The organism is Bifidobacterium sp. ESL0784, assembly GCF_029433295.1.
GTDB lineage: Bacteria > Actinomycetota > Actinomycetes > Actinomycetales > Bifidobacteriaceae > Bifidobacterium.
Window position 1 is genome coordinate 434,288 of sequence record NZ_JAQTHV010000004.1, and the last position, 17,981, is coordinate 452,268.

The window sequence follows — 17,981 nt, forward strand, 5'->3', positions numbered from 1 at the left end:
CATCAGCAAAGCGATGCCGGCCACACGATTTGTCACAGGAGACAGCCATGCATTCGCCGATTTTCTCGCTTGAGGTATTCCCGCCCAAACCACATTCGCCGGTAGGCGCCATCTATGATGCACTTGACGGGCTTCAGGGGCTGAACCCCGATTTCATTTCTGTCACCTACCGCCACGGCACCCATGCCGATCGGGTCAAAACAGCCAGAATAGCCCACGCCATCAATTACGATTATCATATCCCGGTTGTGGCTCACCTCACCGCCCTTTACAGCAGCAGGGCGACAGTGGATGAGGCCTTGGACCTCTTCCGCAAGGCCGGGGTTTTCGGTGTGCTGGCGTTGAGAGGCGATTACGTCGAAGGCAACGAACCATGCGGGGATTTCGAACACGCCAGCGATCTGGCTGCCTATATTCGCGAGCATGACCCAGACATGCAGATTATGGGCGCCTGCTACCCGGAATGCCATCTTGAGGCGTCATGTCTGGAAGTTGATGTCGACAATCTCAAAAAGAAGGTCGATGCCGGCGTCACTCATCTCATCACCCAGCTGTTCTACGACAACGAGGATTTCTACCGCTTTCTCGACCTCGCACGTTCCAAAGGCATTGATGTGCCGATTGAGGCTGGGATCATGCCTTTGCGCACTGTCAGTTCGATCAACAACATGACCAAGCGCAACGGTTCCAAGGTTCCAGCAGGGGTGCAGCGCATCGTCGACAAGTGGGGAGACGATCTGCCTTGCCTGCAGCAGGCCGGAATCAATTACGCTTCCGAGCAAATCACCGACCTAGTGGCACACGGCGTCGACGGCATCCACCTTTACACCATGAATCGTGCCGCACTTGCCCGCCGCATCTGGGCCAACGTCGAGCCATTGTTCACGATCAAGGAATAGGTTTGCACCAGCGACCAATTCATGGTGAGCGTGCGAGCAAAAACGTGACCCGGTTGTAGATTGGGAATATGGAAGCTTCCAAGGAATTCGAAATCACGACCCATGACCTGATTCATGCAGGGGTGCAGAATCTCGGGGACGCTCGCGACCGGTTCGCGCGTCTGGCCCAGCTTGGTTTCGGCGGCGATTGCTTGCAGATTGTTCTCGACTCCCTGCAAAAGGCATGCGACCCGGATGTGGCGCTGCATCATTTGACGGAACTCTATACCCCTGGCTCGGACCCGGAGCGTTCGGACAGCCGCAATGAGACACTCGAGGCGCTTCTTCACCGGCCCGAGGCGTTTTCGAGACTCATCGCTGTGCTTGGTGCTTCGGACGCGCTTGGAGGGCTGATGCGCTCCAATCCTGATCTCGTCCTCGCAGCCGGTTGTGATCCCTGCCAGAGCCTCGGCTTTACCCGCGACCAGCGTATCCAACATATCAAAACTGCCGTCAATGCCGCAATTTCAGCATCATCAGGTTCGTCTGATTCCTCCTTAAGCGACGGTACTGAGGCGTTGCGTAGGAATTATTACCTTCAGTTATCTGCCATCATGGCCGAGGACGCCTCCGCAGCCGATCCCGTCAAAATCCAACCGAGAATCAGCGTGATGCTCTCCGATTTGGCCGATGCTGCCATCACTTCGGCGCTGGATATCGCCAAGGAGAATGTTGACCAGAGCGAGTATTGCGGGTTCACCGTCATTGGCATGGGCAAGCTCGGCGCACAGGAACTGAACTATGTCTCCGACTGCGATCTGGTGTATGTGGTCAAGGCCATCGAGCCAGAGGAAACCGAAAGAAAAATCGACAACGTGACGTTGACGCGGATCGGCACGAAAATCGGGATGACTTTGCAAAAAATCTGCCAGTCGGTGATGCCCGGGGTCGATATGCCGCCGCTTTGGCAGATCGATACGGCGTTGCGGCCGGAAGGCAAGGACGGCCCTTTGGTGCGTACGGTCGATTCATGCCGTGTCTATTACCAGAAATGGGCCAGCAACTGGGAGTTCCAGGCGTTGCTCAAGGCCCGTGTGGTTGCCGGTGACGAAACACTCGGCAAGGCCTATCTCGACCTGACGCGTCCTCTGGTATGGGCGGCATCGAAACGTGATAATTTCGTCTATGACTGCCAGAAAATGCGCAAACGCGTCGAAGACAATATCGCGCCTGACTTGCGTGATCGTGAAATCAAGCTGGGCAAGGGCGGGTTGCGTGATGTCGAATTCACCGTGCAGATGCTGCAGCTGGTGCATGGCCGTTCAGACGAATCGTTGCGTGGCCGTTCCACGCTGGGTGCATTGCAAGCGCTTTCCGCAGGCGGTTACGTCGCCCGACCGCAGGCCGCAAGGCTTGACGAGGATTATCGGTTTGAACGCGTATTGGAACATCGTGCGCAGATGTGGGAGCTCAAACGTACCCATCTTTTTCCGGACTTGGGCAAAGCCAATGAAGGCGAACTCGATATCGTGCGTAACACCGACACCAGGGCGGTGGCTGAAAATCCAGAACTGCGCCGTATGGCTCGCGCATTCGGCCTGCTTCCCGACCAGCTGGTGGAGCGGTACGACAAAGTTCGCCTTGAAGTTCGCCGCCTCCATACCGATATCTACTATCGTCCGATGTTGCCAATCAACGCCCAGCTCGACGACGATCAGGTGACATTGAGCGACAAGGCCACGCGTGAGCGCTTCGAATCCATCGGTTTCGCCGACCCCGATGCCGCCATGCGCCATGTTCGGGCTTTGACCGAAGGCGTTTCCCGAGCCGCCAAAATCAACCGGATTCTGCTTCCCTCAATCCTGCAGTGGCTTGCACAAGGGCAAAATCCCGATATGGGCCTTCTTCAATGGCGCAAGCTCGAGGAACGTTTCGGCGGCGGCAGCCAATATCTCGGCTTCCTGCGTGATTCGCCGCAGGCGTTGGTCAGGCTCTGCCATATCCTCTCCAATTCCAGGCTGTTGGGTGATTCCCTCAATCAATCCATCGAATCGGTGACATGGTTGGGGGACGACGAGATGCTGACGCCGCGAACCCGAGAAAGCCTTGACATACGCGCGAAGGCAGCCGTCTCTCGTTATGCCGACAATATGAACGATTTCGCGACCTCGATTCGCTCGATGCGCCGCCACGAGATCGAACGGATCGGGTTGGGATGGACCTCGAATGTCTTTGACGACGGCGAGGGATTGAACGGCATGACCGATGTCTACGACGCCGCCATCGACGCAGCCTTGCAATGGGCCATCCGTCATCAATGTATTGAGATGGGTTTGGATGCTGCTCCAGCGGCGATCAGCGTCATCGCCATGGGCCGTTACGGCGGGCGCGAAGTCAATTTCTGCTCCGACGCCGACATCATCATGATGTATCGTCCAGTGCAGGCCGCAAGGGGCGAAGATAGTGACGATAGCACAAAAACGGCTGCCGAGTTCGCACGTAACGTGGTCAACGACCTTCGCAACATCCTGCAAGGACCGGCCAGTCTTGAGCCGAAGATCGACCTCGATTTCGGGCTGCGGCCGGAAGGCAAGAACGGCCCGCTGATCCGGTCCTACGAATCCTGCCGCGACTATTACACGAAGTGGTACAGCACTTGGGAACGCCAGGCGTTGCTGCGGGCTCGGTACGCCGCCGGCGACGCTCAATTGGCCAAGGATTTTCTGACCCAACTCGCCGATCCGCTGCGTTATATGGACAGGCCATTGACCGACGAGGAAATCGGTGAAATCCGCAAACTCAAGGCGCGGATGGAGGCGGAGCGCCTGCCCCATGGTGTCAAGCGTAACCAGCACCTGAAACTGGGTGCAGGCGGGCTTTCCGACGTCGAGTGGACGGTGCAATTGATGCAGCTTGAGCATGCGGGCGAGTACGAAAGCCTGCGTGTCAACTCAACGCTGTCGGCGCTGGACGAACTCGAACGTTTGGAATACATCGATGCCAATGATGCCGACGCGTTGCGAAAAGCGTGGAAGATGCTCACCGCAGCCCGCAACGGCAATTATCTGTGGGGCGCGAGGCTTTCGCAGGCCGACGTGCTCCCGTCCGATTTCTATGGTCTTGGGGGAGTCGCCACGTTCCTGGGCTACGACGCCAACCGCGGCCAATATTTCGGCAACGATCTGCAGGCAGTGATGCGCCGCTGCCGCGAGGTGATGGAACGGATTTTCTACGGTTTGTAGGCAATTGCCGGAGATTCTGGAGACGATTGACGAAATGGGTAGACGTTTGCTTTCAGTGTCGCCGCGTGCGGGTAAGTTATCAATGGTCACATCAAGTGGCCACCTTGGTTGAAGAAAGGTGGGCCGATGCCGATAACACAAAAACCTACGAAGAATCCCGCTGATGGGGGCGGGCGATCATCATTGGTCGGTTCCAGCGTGGTGACGTTGGACAGCATACCGATTTCCAAGATTCAATCATTGCTTGACAAAGCGCAATATATTGATTCTCACCGTAAAGAAGTGGCGAACACCTGCAATGGCCGGGTGTTGGCCACTTTGTTTTATGAGCCCAGCACGCGTACACGCCTGAGTTTCGAGACCGCGATGCTTCGGCTTGGTGGCAAAGTCATCGGTTTCGCCGGAGCCCAGTTGTCTTCGGCCACCAAAGGCGAGACCATTCACGACACCGTCAAGGTCGTTTCCCAATACGCCGATATCATTGCCATGCGGCATCCCAAGGAAGGTGCTGCGCTGGTAGCCGCCCATTCTTCGGATGTACCGGTCATCAACGCCGGTGACGGTGGGCATATGCACCCCACGCAGACGCTGGCCGATTTGTCGACCATCCAGGTGCGGTTTGGCCGTGTCACCGACTTGACCGTTGGCCTCTGCGGTGATTTGACGTTTGGCCGTACTGTCCATTCGCTGATTACCGCGCTGTGCAGATTCGGCAATGTCCGCTTCGTGCTGATCAGCCCCGACGAACTCAAGACCCCGCAATATGTGCTCGACTGCATCGACCAAAGCCCGACCTGCTCTTACGTCGAAGCCAAGGATTTGTCCGCCGTCATCGGCGACCTCGACGTGCTCTATATGACCCGAGTCCAGAAGGAGCGCTTCTTCAACGAGGACGATTACCTTCGCCTGCGCGACACCTACATTTTGGACGAGGGCAAGATGAAGCTCGCCAAGCCCACGATGGCTGTGCTGCACCCCTTGCCACGCGTCAACGAAATCGCCAAAGAGGTAGACGACGACCCACGAGCCGCCTACTTCGAACAGGTGCGTCGCGGCATGCTTATGCGCATGGCGCTGGAAAGCTCGGTGCTTGGCGACAAACTGCCCGGTTACGACGAAAATAAGGAGGTGTTGGCCTGATGGAAGTCACAAGCATCACTAACGGCATCATCATCGACCATGTGGACGCAGGCACTGCGCTCACCGTGCTGCACTATTTAAAGGTCGACCCGGTCACCACGAAGCTGGCGCTTATCATGAACACCAGCAGCCACGCGCTGGGTGCCAAAGACATCATCAAACTCGAGGATGTTAAAGACCTGAACCTCGATGCGCTCGGCTTCATTGCTCCGCGTGCTACCGTCAATATTGTGCGCGGCGGCAAAATTGTCGAAAAGGCCAAGCCGGAATTACCTCAGCACCTGGTCGGCATCATCTCCTGCAAGAATCCGCGCTGCGTGACCACTTCCGAGACCGGCTTGGAACAACGCTTCCATCTGGCTAACGCTGAACGTCGTGAATATCGTTGCGATTACTGCGACGAGGAAGCGGAACGGTAGCAATACTATCGTGTGCCCGAATTCCGTTGCGCTGATTGGGATTTGGGCAAAGGCTCCAACGCTTGGCTGCGCAAGTAATCAGCTGGGAAACAAAAGATATAACGAATAATCGGTTACTGATAGAACGGAATGCACATGCTGACCATTCATGACATAGCGGTGTGGGACACCGGCGAGCGTATCGACCTCGTCATCTCGGAAAGCGACGAGCAGCGATTACTTACCGAATCCGGTGCCATCGTTTCCGGGGATATTGACGGTTCGTCGTTGATAGTGGCGCCGGGTCTTACCGATCCGCATGTGCATTTCCGCGATCCTGGTCAGTTGGACAAGGAGACTATGGTCAGCGGTTCACAGGCCGCTGCCGCAGGTGGCTATACGCGTGTGCTCATTATGCCGAATACACTGCCAGCAGCGGACGGGCGTGACATCAATGTCCAAGAAGTTGAGGATGGCGGCGAGGAACTCAAAGAAGTAGGCGTCTACAACACGCTCGATTATCTGCAACGCTACGAGCAGTTGCACGACGTAAAACTTCCGGTTCGTTACGACATTTCCGTCTGTGCTTCACTGGGACGTGCTGGAAAACTGCCGACTCGACCGGCTGATTATGAACGATTCATGGATTCCGCCAGCCAATCAGCACGGAGTGATAATACCAATGCGAAGACAAGCAGGAGCGCAGATAATCCTCTTGTGGAGCATCCGCTGCGTGCAATCACTGACGACGGCTCAGCCATTACCGACGAGATACTTGATGCTGTTCTGGCTGATTCGAAAGCGACAGGACTGCCGGTTTTGGAACATTGCGAACATCACGATTCCGGTGCCATCAACGATGGTGTGATTAGTAGGAAACTCGGTATCGCAGGTATTTCGACGGAAACCGAACTGGCGATCGTCAATCGGGATATCGAAGCCGCGCGACGAACCGGGGTCCATATTCATTTTCAGCATGTTTCGACTGCCGGCGCATTCGATGCCGTCCGCAGAGCCAAAGTCGAAGGTCTACCCATCACCTGCGAGACAGCGCCGCACTATCTCGCGCTGTGTGATGAGGACATTGTGAAGTATGGTGCGATGGCCAAGATGAACCCGCCATTGCGAAGCGAGGTCGACAGACGTGCGACGGTTGCCGCGATCGCCGACGGAACCGTTGATATGATCGCCACCGACCACGCCCCGCATACTGCCGCTGAAAAACAGGCTGGTCTGGCCGATGCTCCCAACGGCATCATCGGATTGGAATGTGCATACGGCGTCTGCCGCAAGGTCTTGGTCGAAGGCGGGGCTATCAGCGACGAACGTCTGATCGAACTCATGGCTTTGGAACCGGAACGCTTGATGGGCCATACACCGACGGATGTGGCGATGTTGCTCAACACCTCATCAACGTGTGCGACGAAACGAACGCTGGACTTGAGCAAAGTCGAGCACCCGGAAAACGTAGATCTGACCCTGATCGATATCCGCAACGACTGGACTGTCGATTCGTCCGCATTCCATTCGAAGGGGCGCAACACCCCGTTCGATAGCTGGGATCTTACCGGCAGGCCGATGGCCACGATTATCGGTTCAAAGCTGGTATTTAGCCGATTGCCGGATTGTTTGGAGAACAGGCAAGACGGTTCGATGACGGTTTAAACGGAATTCGAACTGGTATACAAGTAAACATAACAGTGAAAGCAACTGTAATAATCAATAACAGAACAGTATAGAGAGTGCAGAAAACGAGGTATAACAATGGATCGACTGATTGAGGCCATCGAAGCTAAAGACAATCCCAGCATCGTCGGGCTAGATCCGACACAGGCGCTGGTGCCTGTGCAGGCCTGCACCATGGAGATTGAATTCAACGAAAAGGACCTCGAATCGTTCACTGAAGAATTGGGGAGGAGCAGCAATCCCGAAGACCAGCGGGTTCTAGCTTCAATAAACAACGCCGATGGCACAGACGCCAAAATGAAGGTTGCCAAGAACGTTTTGGAAAATGATTCGGGTGCGCAGATTGTTATGGGTTTTTATGAGTTCAATCGTGCGATCATCGACGCAGTGAAGGATATTGTGCCTGCTGTCAAGCCGCAGATTGCCATGTACGAGGCATACGGTTCCATTGGTTTTGATATCTATCGCTTGACCTGTGAATATGCGCAGAAACAAGGACTGTATGTGCTCGGTGACATCAAACGAGGCGATATTGGTTCAACGGCTGCGGCCTATGCCAAACATCTGAGCCAAATCAACTCACGCGAAGACGACTACAATGGCCGGCCATGGTATGAAGATGCCGTCACCGTCAACCCATACTTCGGCACTGACGGCATCACCCCGTTCACCCATGCAGCCAAGCAAAACGACAAAGACGTGTTTGCGCTGGTGCACACCTCGAATCCCTCAAGCAAAGAGATTCAGGAACTCGAACTCGCTGACGGCGACAAGTTGTACGAACATGTGGCCGACCTCGTGGAGGGCTGGGGCGCGGACTCCATCGGCAAGTATGGATATTCGCGGCTCGGTGCGGTTGTCGGTGCGACTCACCCCGAACAAGGCAGGGAACTGCGCGAGCGCATGCCACACACCTTCTTCCTTGTTCCCGGCTACGGCGCACAGGGTGGCACCGCCGCCGACGCCGCACAGATGTTCGACAAGAACGGACGCGGTGCCATCGTCAATTCCTCCCGCGGCATCATCGGTTCTTGGAAGAAGTCGGGGGAGTATCGCGAGGATATGACCAAGGAAGAAGCGCTTGACTTGGTCGGTCGCAGCGCACGGGCCGCAGCCATCGCGATGCGTGACGACTTGCGAAAAGCCCTGTACTGAAATGGCAACTTTCAAACTTATCGTTCAACAGTATTTTTCAGAAGGAGAGACATGAGCGCAACCGCTTTTATGCCCACCGTCACCACGGGAACCGTCGAACGGCAGGCAGTCCGGGCCGGACGAAAACCCGGAAGACGCACCGATGAAATAATCGCCGCTTCGAAGCTGTCCGAAGGCATCTACGAGCTGGTCATCCGCGACCCGTATGTTGCTCGAACCGCTCAGCCGGCGCAATTTGTGAATCTCTATCCCGCTGACGCCACGATGGCGCTGCCTCGTCCGTTCGGCGTTGCCAAGGTCGAGGGCGATGACGTGACACTGATCTACCAGGTTGTCGGGGCAGGAACGGCCGAGTTTTCGCTACTTCAAGCCGGCGATGTCATTGATGTACTCGGACCGTTGGGCAAGCCGTTCGATACCACCAAGCCTGCGAATTATGTGTTGGTGGGCGGCGGCCTTGGCGTGCCGCCGCTGCTGTATGCAGCACAGAAACTCAGCGAGCGCAACGATGGCAGTGAAGTCACTTCTGTTTTCGGTTATCGTGACGTGCGTTTTGCCGACGATTTGGTCGCGCCTTATGCCGACCATGCTCACAGCATCGTCAACGCTCAAGGCAACGTCGTCGATTTACTGAACGATATCGAAGGCGAACTCAATAATGCCAGTCAACCGCCGGTGATTCTTTCCTGCGGGCCGACCCCCATGATGAAAGCCGTCGCAGCTTGGGCCAGCAAGCGCGGTATCCCAGCACAACTGAGCCTTGAAGCCCGCATGGGCTGCGGGTATGGCGCGTGCGTGGCCTGCGTGGTCGATACCCCGAACGGAAGGCTGAAAGTCTGCAAGGACGGCCCCGTTTTCACCACCGAAGAACTGGGATGGGAGGTGTGAGCACGATGACGGATACGACGAACGAAAGAGCTGCTGCAATGAACGAACACGTGGAACGGGATGAACAGGCTAAACCGATGAATGTTCTCGAACCCCACGAATGGCGACACAAGACTATCGTCGCGGGAAGGGAATGGAAGAATCCGGTCGGCACGGCTTCAGGCACATTCCAGCTCGATGCCTGTGGCGACTACTACGACGTCAGCCAGATGGGTGCCATCTGTACCAAAGGCGTTTCGCCGATACCGTGGGAGGGGAATCCCTCGCCGCGTACCGCCGAAGGCCCATCCAGCATGGTCAACGCCGTCGGCCTGCAGAATCCCGGGGTCGACCACTATCTGGAAGACGAACTGCCGAGGCTCAAGAAGCTCGGCGCCATGGTAATCACCAACGTTGCAGGTCACAGTGATGAGGACTACGCCGAGGTTGTCGCCAAGCTCGCCGATTCTGAAGCCGATATGCTGGAAATCAACGTCAGCTGCCCGAATGTCAGCCACGGCGGGATGAGCGTCGGTACCGATCCGATGGTGTTGAGCCGGCTCATCACCCATCTGCGCAAACTGACCAGCAAGCCGATGATCGTCAAGCTTTCCCCGAATGTCACGGATATCGTCCAGATTGCCCACGCGGCCGTCGACGCCGGAGCGGATGCGCTGAGCCTTATCAACACGTTGGTCGGCATGCGTATCGACATCAACACTGGCCAGCCGATCATCGCCAACCGTACGGGCGGCGTCTCCGGACCAGCCATCTTCCCGATCGCCCTGAGTTTCGTCTGGCGCGTGCGTCAGGCCATCCCCGATATCCCGATTATCGGCATCGGCGGCATCGATTCGGGGGAGAAGGCGTTGGAATATCTCTACGCCGGTGCGAACGCCGTAGAGGTCGGAGCCGCCGCTCTCTTCGACCCGACTGCTCCGATGCGTGTCGCCCGTGAGCTCGACGATCTGCTCGACTCTCGCCCTGAACTTGCCGCGAAACTCGCCAAGGGCCAGACCTGGTGACGTTTGCACAGGCAGTAAGTATTTTATGATGTTTATGGATATGAAAGGTTAAATAATTATGGCCGAAAACAAAGCCAAAGCACAGACACAAAATTCCAAGAAGCCTGCTATGACCCCGATCGATGAGCGTTTCACGGAGTTCCTGCTTGAATCTGGTGCACTGAGATTCGGGGACTTCACGCTGAAATCGGGACGGCAATCACCTTATTTCATCAACGCCGGCGCGTTCAACGACGGCCGCAAGATCGCAACATTGGGCGCGTTCTACGCCGAAAAGATCACTTCAGCCATTGCCGATGGTACATTGCCAAAGGATATCGCCACGATTTTCGGCCCGGCCTACAAGGGTATCCCGCTTGCGGTTTCGACCTCCATTGCTTTGACCAGCATGCACGGCATGGAAGTCGGCTACACCTTTGATCGCAAGGAAAAGAAGGACCATGGCGATGGTGGCATTCTGGTCGGTACGCCGCTTGAGGACGGTATGAAAGTCCTGCTGGTCGACGATGTGATGACAGCCGGCACTGCCGTCCGTGAGGTCGTTCCGAAGCTCAAGTCGGCCGCGAATGTCGATATCGTAGGCCTCGTGCTTTCGGTCGACCGCATGGAAAAGACCAAGGATTCCGACGTTTCCGCCGTCAAGTCGGTTGAGAAGGAATTCGGTTTTCCTGTCCTTTCCATCGCCAACGTCCGCGAAATCTTTGCCGCCGCCTCCCGTATGGTCACCGTCGACGGCAAGTCGTTGCTTGGCGACGATATCAAAGAGCGAGCCGATAAATATTTGGCCAAGTACGGTGCATGATATAAAATCTTGATATTTTGGGCAATTATCCCTTTTGACGCTGATTTCTTATGTGAGGAGTAAAGTTTTAACCAGTATTACGTCAATAAGGGAGCCGTATGCAACAGGAATACACACAGCCGTTGGTGAGTCCGATCGAAAGCGATCGGAACATCTTCACATTACTTGACGACCGTGTTAAGCGTACACCGGGTGAGTCGCTGGTCGAGTATGTCGGAGACGACGGTGAGTGGCAGTCGTTCACGGCGACCCAGTTCCGTGACAAGGTCATCGGACTTGCCAAAGGTCTGATTGCCCGTGGTGTCAGGCCGGGGGATTCTGTTGCCATCATCGCGCATACTTCCTGGCAATGGACGGCTCTAGACATGGCCATCATGTCGATCGGTGCACTCACGGTTCCCGTGTACGAGACCAACTCGCCGGCGCAAGTGCAGATGATTTTCAACGATTCCAATGTCAAGATGGCTTTCGCTGAAGACGACGCGCAGCGTGACAAGATCGACACCGTACGTGATTCCTGTGCCGACCTCAAAGACGTTTATGTCATCGCTGCCGGTGCCATCGAAACCATCGAAAAGTTCGGTCAAAGTGTCACTGATGACGAATTTTGGCAACGTGAGAGGGCGGTAAAAGGCAATGATTTGGCAACTATCGTCTATACGTCAGGTTCCACGGGAACGCCAAAGGGCATCGAGCTGACCCATTCGAATTTCGTGTTCATTACCGTCTCCGGTGTGCAGTCCATGGGCGATATCCTCAACAAACCAGGTCGTAGGCTGTTGCTGTTTCTGCCGTTGGCACATGTTTTCGCTCGTTTCATGCAGCTGGTTTGCTTCGCGGGAACGGTCACGTTGGGTCTGTCGAGCAATCTCAAAACTATTCTCGTCGATTTCCGTACGTTCAAGCCGACGTTTATCCTTGCTGTTCCGCGTATCTTCGAGAAGATTTATAACGCAGCTTCGCAGAAGGCTGGATCGGGTTTCGCCGGACGTGTCTTCTCTCATGCCACGGAGACAGCGATTGCTTGGTCAAAGGCTCAGCAATCTGGTAAGCCGATTCCACGCGGGCTGGCCATGCGTCATGCCGTCTACAACAAGCTGGTCTATTCGACCATTATGCAGATTTTCGGCGGCAAGGTCGAATACGCTGTTTCCGGCGGTGCTCCGCTCAACGCGACCATCGCGCACTTCTTCAACGGCGTCGGTCTGCCGCTGCTTGAGGGCTACGGCATGACCGAGACCTGCGCGCCGGCCATGGTCAATCCCACGAAGGGCTATAAAATCGGCACTATAGGCATTCCGCTGCAAGGTGTTTCTGTTGGCGTCAGTGACACGGAGGAGCTTTGTGTCAAGAGCCGCGCAGTGTGCGCCGGCTATCACAACCATCCCGAAATGACCAAGGAGCAGATCGTCGACGGATGGCTGCATACCGGTGACCTCGGCTCCATCGATTCCGATGGTTTTGTGACGCTGACCGGACGCAAGAAAGACATCATCATCACTGCCGGTGGCAAAAATGTTTCGCCGGCCGAGGTGGAGACTTCAGTGATGACCTCGCCTGTGGTCAGCCAGTGCGTTATGGTCGGTGACCGCAAGCCGTTCATCGCAGCGATTATCTCACTGGATCTGCAAGAGACCAACGCTTGGCTCAAGTCCGAAGGCGCCGAACCAGTCAAGAATTTGAAAGAAGCCGGCGAGAATCCAATTGTCCGCGCCGAAGTCGAGCGTGCCGTTAACAAGGCCAATGAGCTGGTCTCTCGCGCCGAATCCATCCGCAAGTTCGAGATCGTTCCTGATGAATTCACCGAGACCAACGGTATGCTCACCCCAAGCCTCAAGGCCAAACGCCAGGTCATCACCGACTATTACAAAGACCTCATCGACAACGTGATTTACGCGCCGAAGAAGTGATCTAATTGCCGAGAACGCATTTGCTTTTATCTTTTTCGTCATGTCATAATAAGAAATGTCAGAAAATAACATCAATCATGGAGTTGAGATGACCGCCGCGAAGAAGCCTGTGACAAAGCCAAAAGGAAAAGTCCTTGGGAAACTTAAGACCGCCGCTGATATTGTTCAGGTTGTTGGGCAAATCATTTCTCCAGATCAAGTAAAACAGCTTGTGGAATGGCTGAAGGATCAGCAATTCTCTGACAAATTTATTGAGTTGACCAAGAAGATTCACCTTCCTGACAAGCATGATCCACTTTCAAAAGTCAAGAATCAATGTGATGCCGTGGAAGAATTGATTCAAACACGTTCTCCGATGCTTGCTGACGATGCGCCAATTTCCGCATGGCGAGTTGAGTTGGAAAGGATACGAACAGGCGTCCAGCTTGTTCAAGAAGCCGACGGCAACGATGCTAAGAAGACCAAGGCGCTTGAAAAGCGTGCTTCTAAGTTATACGACAGCGTGTTTATTGCTGTTATTGGTAAATAACGTAATTGTTTGGTCCATTTCGTTTGTTTATATTCGTTGATGTATAAAGAGAAGATCAATGACTTCAGAAAATTTGGTTCCTACGCCAGATAATGAGCAATCCATTCAGGTCATTCAAGATGATCAAGAGATTATGGTGCTGGGTGACGATTCGGCAGTCGATGCTTGGCTGAAAAGTGAAGGATTGGATAAAGAGCCTACACAGAAATTGAATAACCATGCCTTGCAGGCTTGTGGCAACGGTATTCAGGCTCTTGCTGAGGCTTCTCAACAAAGCGGGCGTTGGGTGAAACTCACCAAAGAATCCGCCGAACAGATGAAGAAATACGGTTCAACGGGAACCGGGGTACTGCGCAAGGAACATGGAGAAATTGCCTATCATCTGAAGTTCGAGGATTTGGCCAAGGTATCTTCGAAGGTCAATCCGGAAATGTTGGCGAATATTGGCGGAGTTATGACTCAGATGGCGCTCCAGCAGTCGATGGATGAGATTACTGACTGTCTCGATAGGATTAACGGTAAAATCGACGATTTGTTGCAGGATCAGAAGGACCAGACTCTTGCAAACCTGATGGGTGCGGCTCAGATGATTGATGAGACGAAGACCATACGCGACAAAGTAGGAATGCTAACAGATACTACATGGTCGAAAATTGCCGATAGCCCGCGAGATTTGGCGAGTGCTCAAAGCTATGCCTTGATTAAGATACGAAATCTTGTAAAAAATCTTCCAGCAAAAATTGATGCTGACGACGATAAAGACGCTATTGACAAACTGCTTCAGGATACTTCAGACTGGATAGATGTTATCGGTAAATCCATAACAGCACAGGATGAATTGTATATTCTGGAACTCGACCATGTAATGATTGACCAGCCGGAAGAAGTAGAACAATATCGTGAAGGAATAAACGAGGCTCGTTGCAAGCGTCTGCATAGTATCCAGATTGAGCTTTCTGGCTTGAGCAAGGATATACAGAATGTTGCTGGAGTTATACGGAATCAAAAAGTCAAACATCCTTTTGCTGTAAAAGACAGATTGGCTACTTTGCAGCAAACAAATCAAAAATTATCAAAGTTCGCTGAAGCTATTGGTGTCGACGCTGATTACATGGAAATCGAGATGGCGCCGCGCTGGAAAGAAGCTGCTGGCAAGCTTATCGTTGACACTACCGCTGAAATTGGTGAGGGCGCCAAACAGATCGGCAACGGTGCAATAGAACTAGGGAAAAACGCTGGCCAGAAAATCGGTGAGGGTGCCGAACTTGTCGGTGGTTATGCGGGGCAACTTGGTGAAAATATCAAAGAAGGCCAAAACAAATTAGTTGAAAAACTCGCCGATGAACGTGTGAATGAACCACAGAAACCTAAGCTGGGAAAAACTGAAGCAAAACCAAAATTGCATGATCTGTTGTCAAAACATAAGGATTCTAAAGAATAGTCCTCAAACCTAGGACTAGAAGAGCCGATCGCTTGAAGTAAAAGATGGGATAAGATAAATTTGTCTCGCATCCTGTTCGTCTAAAGCATCAAGATTCCGGTGTGAAAATATCCTCGATGGTGCAATCAAATAGTTCGGCGAGACGAAAGGCGAGCGGCAGGGATGGGTCGAAACGGCCCTTTTCGATGGAGATGATGGTTTGACGGCTTACGCCAACCGAGTCGGCAAGGGCGGCCTGCGAGAGTTGGTGTTGCTGGCGAAGTTGCGGTAGGTGGTTTCTCATGCCATGGCCTTCTTGCGGTAGACGAAGTAGGTGCATGCCATGGTGAGCAATCCGATGAGCATGATGCCGAGCAGTGCGAAGGCCGCGATGACACTGGGGATCGGCTTGTCGTAGAACGCCACCAGCATAATCAGTACTGTATCGGCAAGCACCATTCCGATAAGGCCTGCAGACATCGCTTGCGTGCGCCAGGCGTCTTCCACATTCTCTTCGGGATGGGGAATCGAGCCGGTGATGGTCGTTCTGTCGACGATGGTCACCCAGCAGAAGCCAATGCTGCAGCCGCCGATTAAGACCGCCATCAATATGACAAACGTCCAATCGTTGAGTTGCGTAGGTCTGCGGATGAGAACAGCGAAGATGCCGACCAAGACACCAATGACGATTCCCACGACAATCGATGTACCCCAAAGAGTGACTTTGCCGCCGCCGAAAATGGTTCTTGTGCCAAAGACGCTGGTTTTCGGTGAAGTCCGAGCGGGATTTGACATTGTGCTGTGAATTTTCGTTGATTCTTTATGCAGTGCGTCCGTCGGCTTCTGATTTTGGCTGTTCATAAAATCCTCTTTCGCTGTATCAATTGCTTTCTTGGAAATATTTTTTACTACGCGTTTTTGAAACCTAAATAGGCATATCGGCCTGCGGCTGTGAGGAACCCGACGATCAGACTTACCGCTACAGCGAGATAGGCTATCTTTACGTCGATGGGGTTGGCTGCGAACTTGAGGAGGAAAAGGACCACAAAATCGCTGATGATCATCGCATCGAAGCCCCAGCTTTTTGCGCTTTCAAACCATGAATGTTCGATGTTCTCTTCGCTGGTGATTTCAGGTCCGGCGTCCTTCACGGTACGTTTGTCGGCTAGGGCGTCCAAAACAAACATGCTAGCAAGGATTGCAATTCCGATGCCACTGATGATGCCCGCGACCAATCGGTCTTTGCCCAGGTTGGTGTTGAGCAGGAACACGGCTACACCAACAATCAGCCCAAGGACGCATCCGATGGCCAAGGAAGTGCCCCAAAGCGAGGCTTTTCCACATCCGAAAACAGTGCGGGTTCCGAATTTGCTGGTCTGTAAAGTGTCTGTTTTTGTCATTTTTGCGTCGTTGCCGGCATTTTCTGTAGGTTTATTGTCGGTTTCATCGAATGAAGCGAGATTTTTGATATTCGTCACGCCTCCCTTGTTTTTCCCTGACTGATTTGCTCATTACTATAGTAAAGCAAACTTTACTATGTAAAAGAAACTGTACATCGTTAGTCATGGATCGTCAATTTTGATGAAATATATTTCAAAATAAGTTGAAATAAAAATAGAAAAGATATATTCTATCTATATATTTCAAATCAATTTGAAATATATGAGTCATTGAATTGACGAAAAGAGGGGATATGGGTGTACAGACTACGTTGTCAGCGCTGTCCGATCCCGCACGACGCGAGATTCTCCAGCTCCTGCGGCAAAGTGTCATGAACGCTGGGGAACTCGCAGAAGCCACCGGATTGTCGGCTTCTAGACTTTCCTATCATCTGCGCAAGTTGCGGGAAGCCGAGCTGGTGATGGATAGCCGCGACGGCACGACCATCTGGTATGAGCCGAATCTGACCGTTCTCGACGACACCATTGTCTGGATGAAAGAGCTGCAACGCAGCAATGCCGTTTCTAAGGCTTCCCGATACAAAGCGAAGCCAATAGAGAAGGGAAACGTTATCCAAGGTTCACAAGAAGTGGCGACTGAGGCGGTGAGAGATGAGAAAGCACAGAGATAAGAAAATCAAAGCTCAAAAATCGAGTGAGGATAAATCCATGGATATCGAGCAACGTACCAGCTGGAAAGCAGTGATAGCCGGTGCGAAAAAGCAAAATATCGCGATGGTACTTCTCGGCTTATTACCGCTGATAATTGTTCTGCTCGCCTTGCCGTATTTGCCAGATATCGTTCCTGCACATTATAGCGCCAGTGGTGAGCTAGACCGTTGGGGCAGCAAATATGAAGAGCTCATTTTACCTCTGCTTATGTTGTTGGTATGTGTAGGTTGGCTGTTCGGCGAGATTCCTCTTGAGCGTTCAGCGCATAAAAAGTCGAATTCTGATATGAACCCGCAAACGACGATACGAGTGTGGGCCATCGGTGGATGCTGCATGTTCGCGGTGTCTACCATTGTGGCTATCTGGGAGATTGCAGACGGCTTCAGTAGGGGAGGAACGGCGTCCAGCATGCCGTTGAATCCGATCGTGAACGTTGCTACAGGTTTCGTCTTCATTGTTATTGGGAATGTCTTGCCAAGCACAAAGCCGAACGGATGGTCCGGTATGCGTATGCGTGGAGCTTTCAAAAGCCGCGAGTCCTGGCGTCGTTGCCAGCGTTTCGGCGGCCTGGAATTTATTATCGGCGGTGTTGCTCTGATACTTATTGGTATCGTCGCACATTCATCCCGTTTCGTTGAATTATTTGCGATCCTTGCTGTCGGTTTGGTCATAGTAGCAGTATTTGCCGTCTACAGTTCCTACGCCGGCAAGAAATACGGAGATGTTGGCGGGACAATCAACAAGAAATGATAATGAAGCATAATTAAGTAAAACCGGTCTTTCCGACCGGTCATATCTTAGAAACGGCTATGAAATAT

General features: G+C 53.4%; 17 protein-coding genes. 14 read left to right on the forward strand and 3 right to left on the reverse strand.

What is annotated here, in order from left to right; all coding sequences use genetic code 11:
- The first annotated feature begins 47 nt into the window (after nucleotides 1–47).
- The 12 genes from metF to PT279_RS08475 all read left to right on the forward strand — a co-directional run bounded on the left by metF (nucleotide 48) and on the right by PT279_RS08475 (nucleotide 15,073).
- Nucleotides 48–899, forward strand: coding sequence for a methylenetetrahydrofolate reductase [NAD(P)H] (gene metF / locus PT279_RS08420; RefSeq protein WP_277166976.1), 852 nt, complete (start codon nucleotides 48–50; stop codon nucleotides 897–899).
- A 68-nt stretch (nucleotides 900–967) separates the two neighbouring features.
- Nucleotides 968–4,120 (forward strand): bifunctional [glutamine synthetase] adenylyltransferase/[glutamine synthetase]-adenylyl-L-tyrosine phosphorylase, encoded by a 3,153-nt coding sequence (locus PT279_RS08425; RefSeq protein WP_277166977.1) that lies wholly within the window; start codon nucleotides 968–970, stop codon nucleotides 4,118–4,120.
- 183 nt (nucleotides 4,121–4,303) lie between these two features.
- Nucleotides 4,304–5,260: an aspartate carbamoyltransferase gene (gene pyrB / locus PT279_RS08430; protein WP_277167072.1), complete on the forward strand. Its 957-nt coding sequence runs from the start codon at nucleotides 4,304–4,306 to the stop codon at nucleotides 5,258–5,260.
- The gene (locus tag PT279_RS08435) at nucleotides 5,260–5,679 is read left to right on the forward strand and encodes an aspartate carbamoyltransferase regulatory subunit (protein ID WP_277166978.1); all 420 of its coding nucleotides are present in this window, start codon (nucleotides 5,260–5,262) and stop codon (nucleotides 5,677–5,679) included. The genes pyrB and PT279_RS08435 overlap by 1 nt, the downstream gene beginning before the upstream one ends.
- A 135-nt stretch (nucleotides 5,680–5,814) precedes the next feature.
- Nucleotides 5,815–7,323, forward strand: coding sequence for a dihydroorotase (locus tag PT279_RS08440; RefSeq protein WP_277166979.1), 1,509 nt, complete (start codon nucleotides 5,815–5,817; stop codon nucleotides 7,321–7,323).
- Nucleotides 7,324–7,422: 99 nt separating this feature from the next.
- Entirely contained in the window at nucleotides 7,423–8,499 is a 1,077-nt protein-coding gene (gene pyrF / locus PT279_RS08445) for an orotidine-5'-phosphate decarboxylase (RefSeq protein WP_277166980.1), read from the forward strand.
- Nucleotides 8,500–8,568: 69 nt separating this feature from the next.
- The gene (locus PT279_RS08450) at nucleotides 8,569–9,387 is read left to right on the forward strand and encodes a dihydroorotate dehydrogenase electron transfer subunit (RefSeq protein WP_277167073.1); all 819 of its coding nucleotides are present in this window, start codon (nucleotides 8,569–8,571) and stop codon (nucleotides 9,385–9,387) included.
- A gap of 38 nt (nucleotides 9,388–9,425) precedes the next feature.
- Nucleotides 9,426–10,391 carry a dihydroorotate dehydrogenase gene (locus PT279_RS08455; protein ID WP_277166981.1) on the forward strand — a complete coding sequence of 322 codons (966 nt, stop codon included), beginning with the start codon at nucleotides 9,426–9,428 and terminating at the stop codon, nucleotides 10,389–10,391.
- A 109-nt stretch (nucleotides 10,392–10,500) separates the two neighbouring features.
- Entirely contained in the window at nucleotides 10,501–11,193 is a 693-nt protein-coding gene (pyrE, locus tag PT279_RS08460; RefSeq protein WP_277167074.1) for an orotate phosphoribosyltransferase, read from the forward strand.
- A gap of 98 nt (nucleotides 11,194–11,291) precedes the next feature.
- A complete protein-coding gene (locus PT279_RS08465) occupies nucleotides 11,292–13,103 on the forward strand; it encodes an AMP-dependent synthetase/ligase (protein WP_277166983.1) in 1,812 nt (603 codons plus the stop codon).
- 88 nt (nucleotides 13,104–13,191) lie between these two features.
- Nucleotides 13,192–13,632, forward strand: a complete 441-nt coding sequence (locus PT279_RS08470; RefSeq protein ID WP_277166984.1) for a hypothetical protein — start codon at nucleotides 13,192–13,194, stop codon at nucleotides 13,630–13,632.
- A gap of 58 nt (nucleotides 13,633–13,690) precedes the next feature.
- Nucleotides 13,691–15,073, forward strand: a complete 1,383-nt coding sequence (locus tag PT279_RS08475) for a hypothetical protein (RefSeq protein WP_277166985.1) — start codon at nucleotides 13,691–13,693, stop codon at nucleotides 15,071–15,073.
- An 88-nt stretch (nucleotides 15,074–15,161) separates the two neighbouring features.
- On the opposite strand, the gene PT279_RS08480 is transcribed toward PT279_RS08475, so the two are convergent.
- Genes PT279_RS08480 through PT279_RS08490 form a run of 3 tightly spaced genes read right to left on the reverse strand, consistent with a single transcriptional unit; the run spans nucleotide 15,162 to nucleotide 16,530 of the window.
- Nucleotides 15,162–15,356: a helix-turn-helix transcriptional regulator gene (locus PT279_RS08480; RefSeq protein ID WP_277166986.1), complete on the reverse strand. Its 195-nt coding sequence runs from the start codon at nucleotides 15,354–15,356 to the stop codon at nucleotides 15,162–15,164.
- Nucleotides 15,353–15,913, reverse strand: coding sequence for a hypothetical protein (locus PT279_RS08485; protein WP_277166987.1), 561 nt, complete (start codon nucleotides 15,911–15,913; stop codon nucleotides 15,353–15,355). Before PT279_RS08485 ends, PT279_RS08480 begins: the two co-directional genes overlap by 4 nt.
- 47 nt (nucleotides 15,914–15,960) lie before the next feature.
- A complete protein-coding gene (locus tag PT279_RS08490) occupies nucleotides 15,961–16,530 on the reverse strand; it encodes a hypothetical protein (RefSeq protein ID WP_277166988.1) in 570 nt (189 codons plus the stop codon).
- 215 nt (nucleotides 16,531–16,745) lie between these two features.
- Between PT279_RS08490 and PT279_RS08495 the strand changes: the two genes are divergently transcribed.
- Both PT279_RS08495 and PT279_RS08500 read left to right on the forward strand, forming a co-directional pair.
- The gene (locus PT279_RS08495) at nucleotides 16,746–17,123 is read left to right on the forward strand and encodes a metalloregulator ArsR/SmtB family transcription factor (protein ID WP_277166989.1); all 378 of its coding nucleotides are present in this window, start codon (nucleotides 16,746–16,748) and stop codon (nucleotides 17,121–17,123) included.
- Complete coding sequence (locus PT279_RS08500) at nucleotides 17,104–17,913, forward strand: DUF1648 domain-containing protein (RefSeq protein WP_277166990.1); 810 nt, start codon at nucleotides 17,104–17,106, stop codon at nucleotides 17,911–17,913. Before PT279_RS08495 ends, PT279_RS08500 begins: the two co-directional genes overlap by 20 nt.
- Nucleotides 17,914–17,981: the final 68 nt, after the last annotated feature.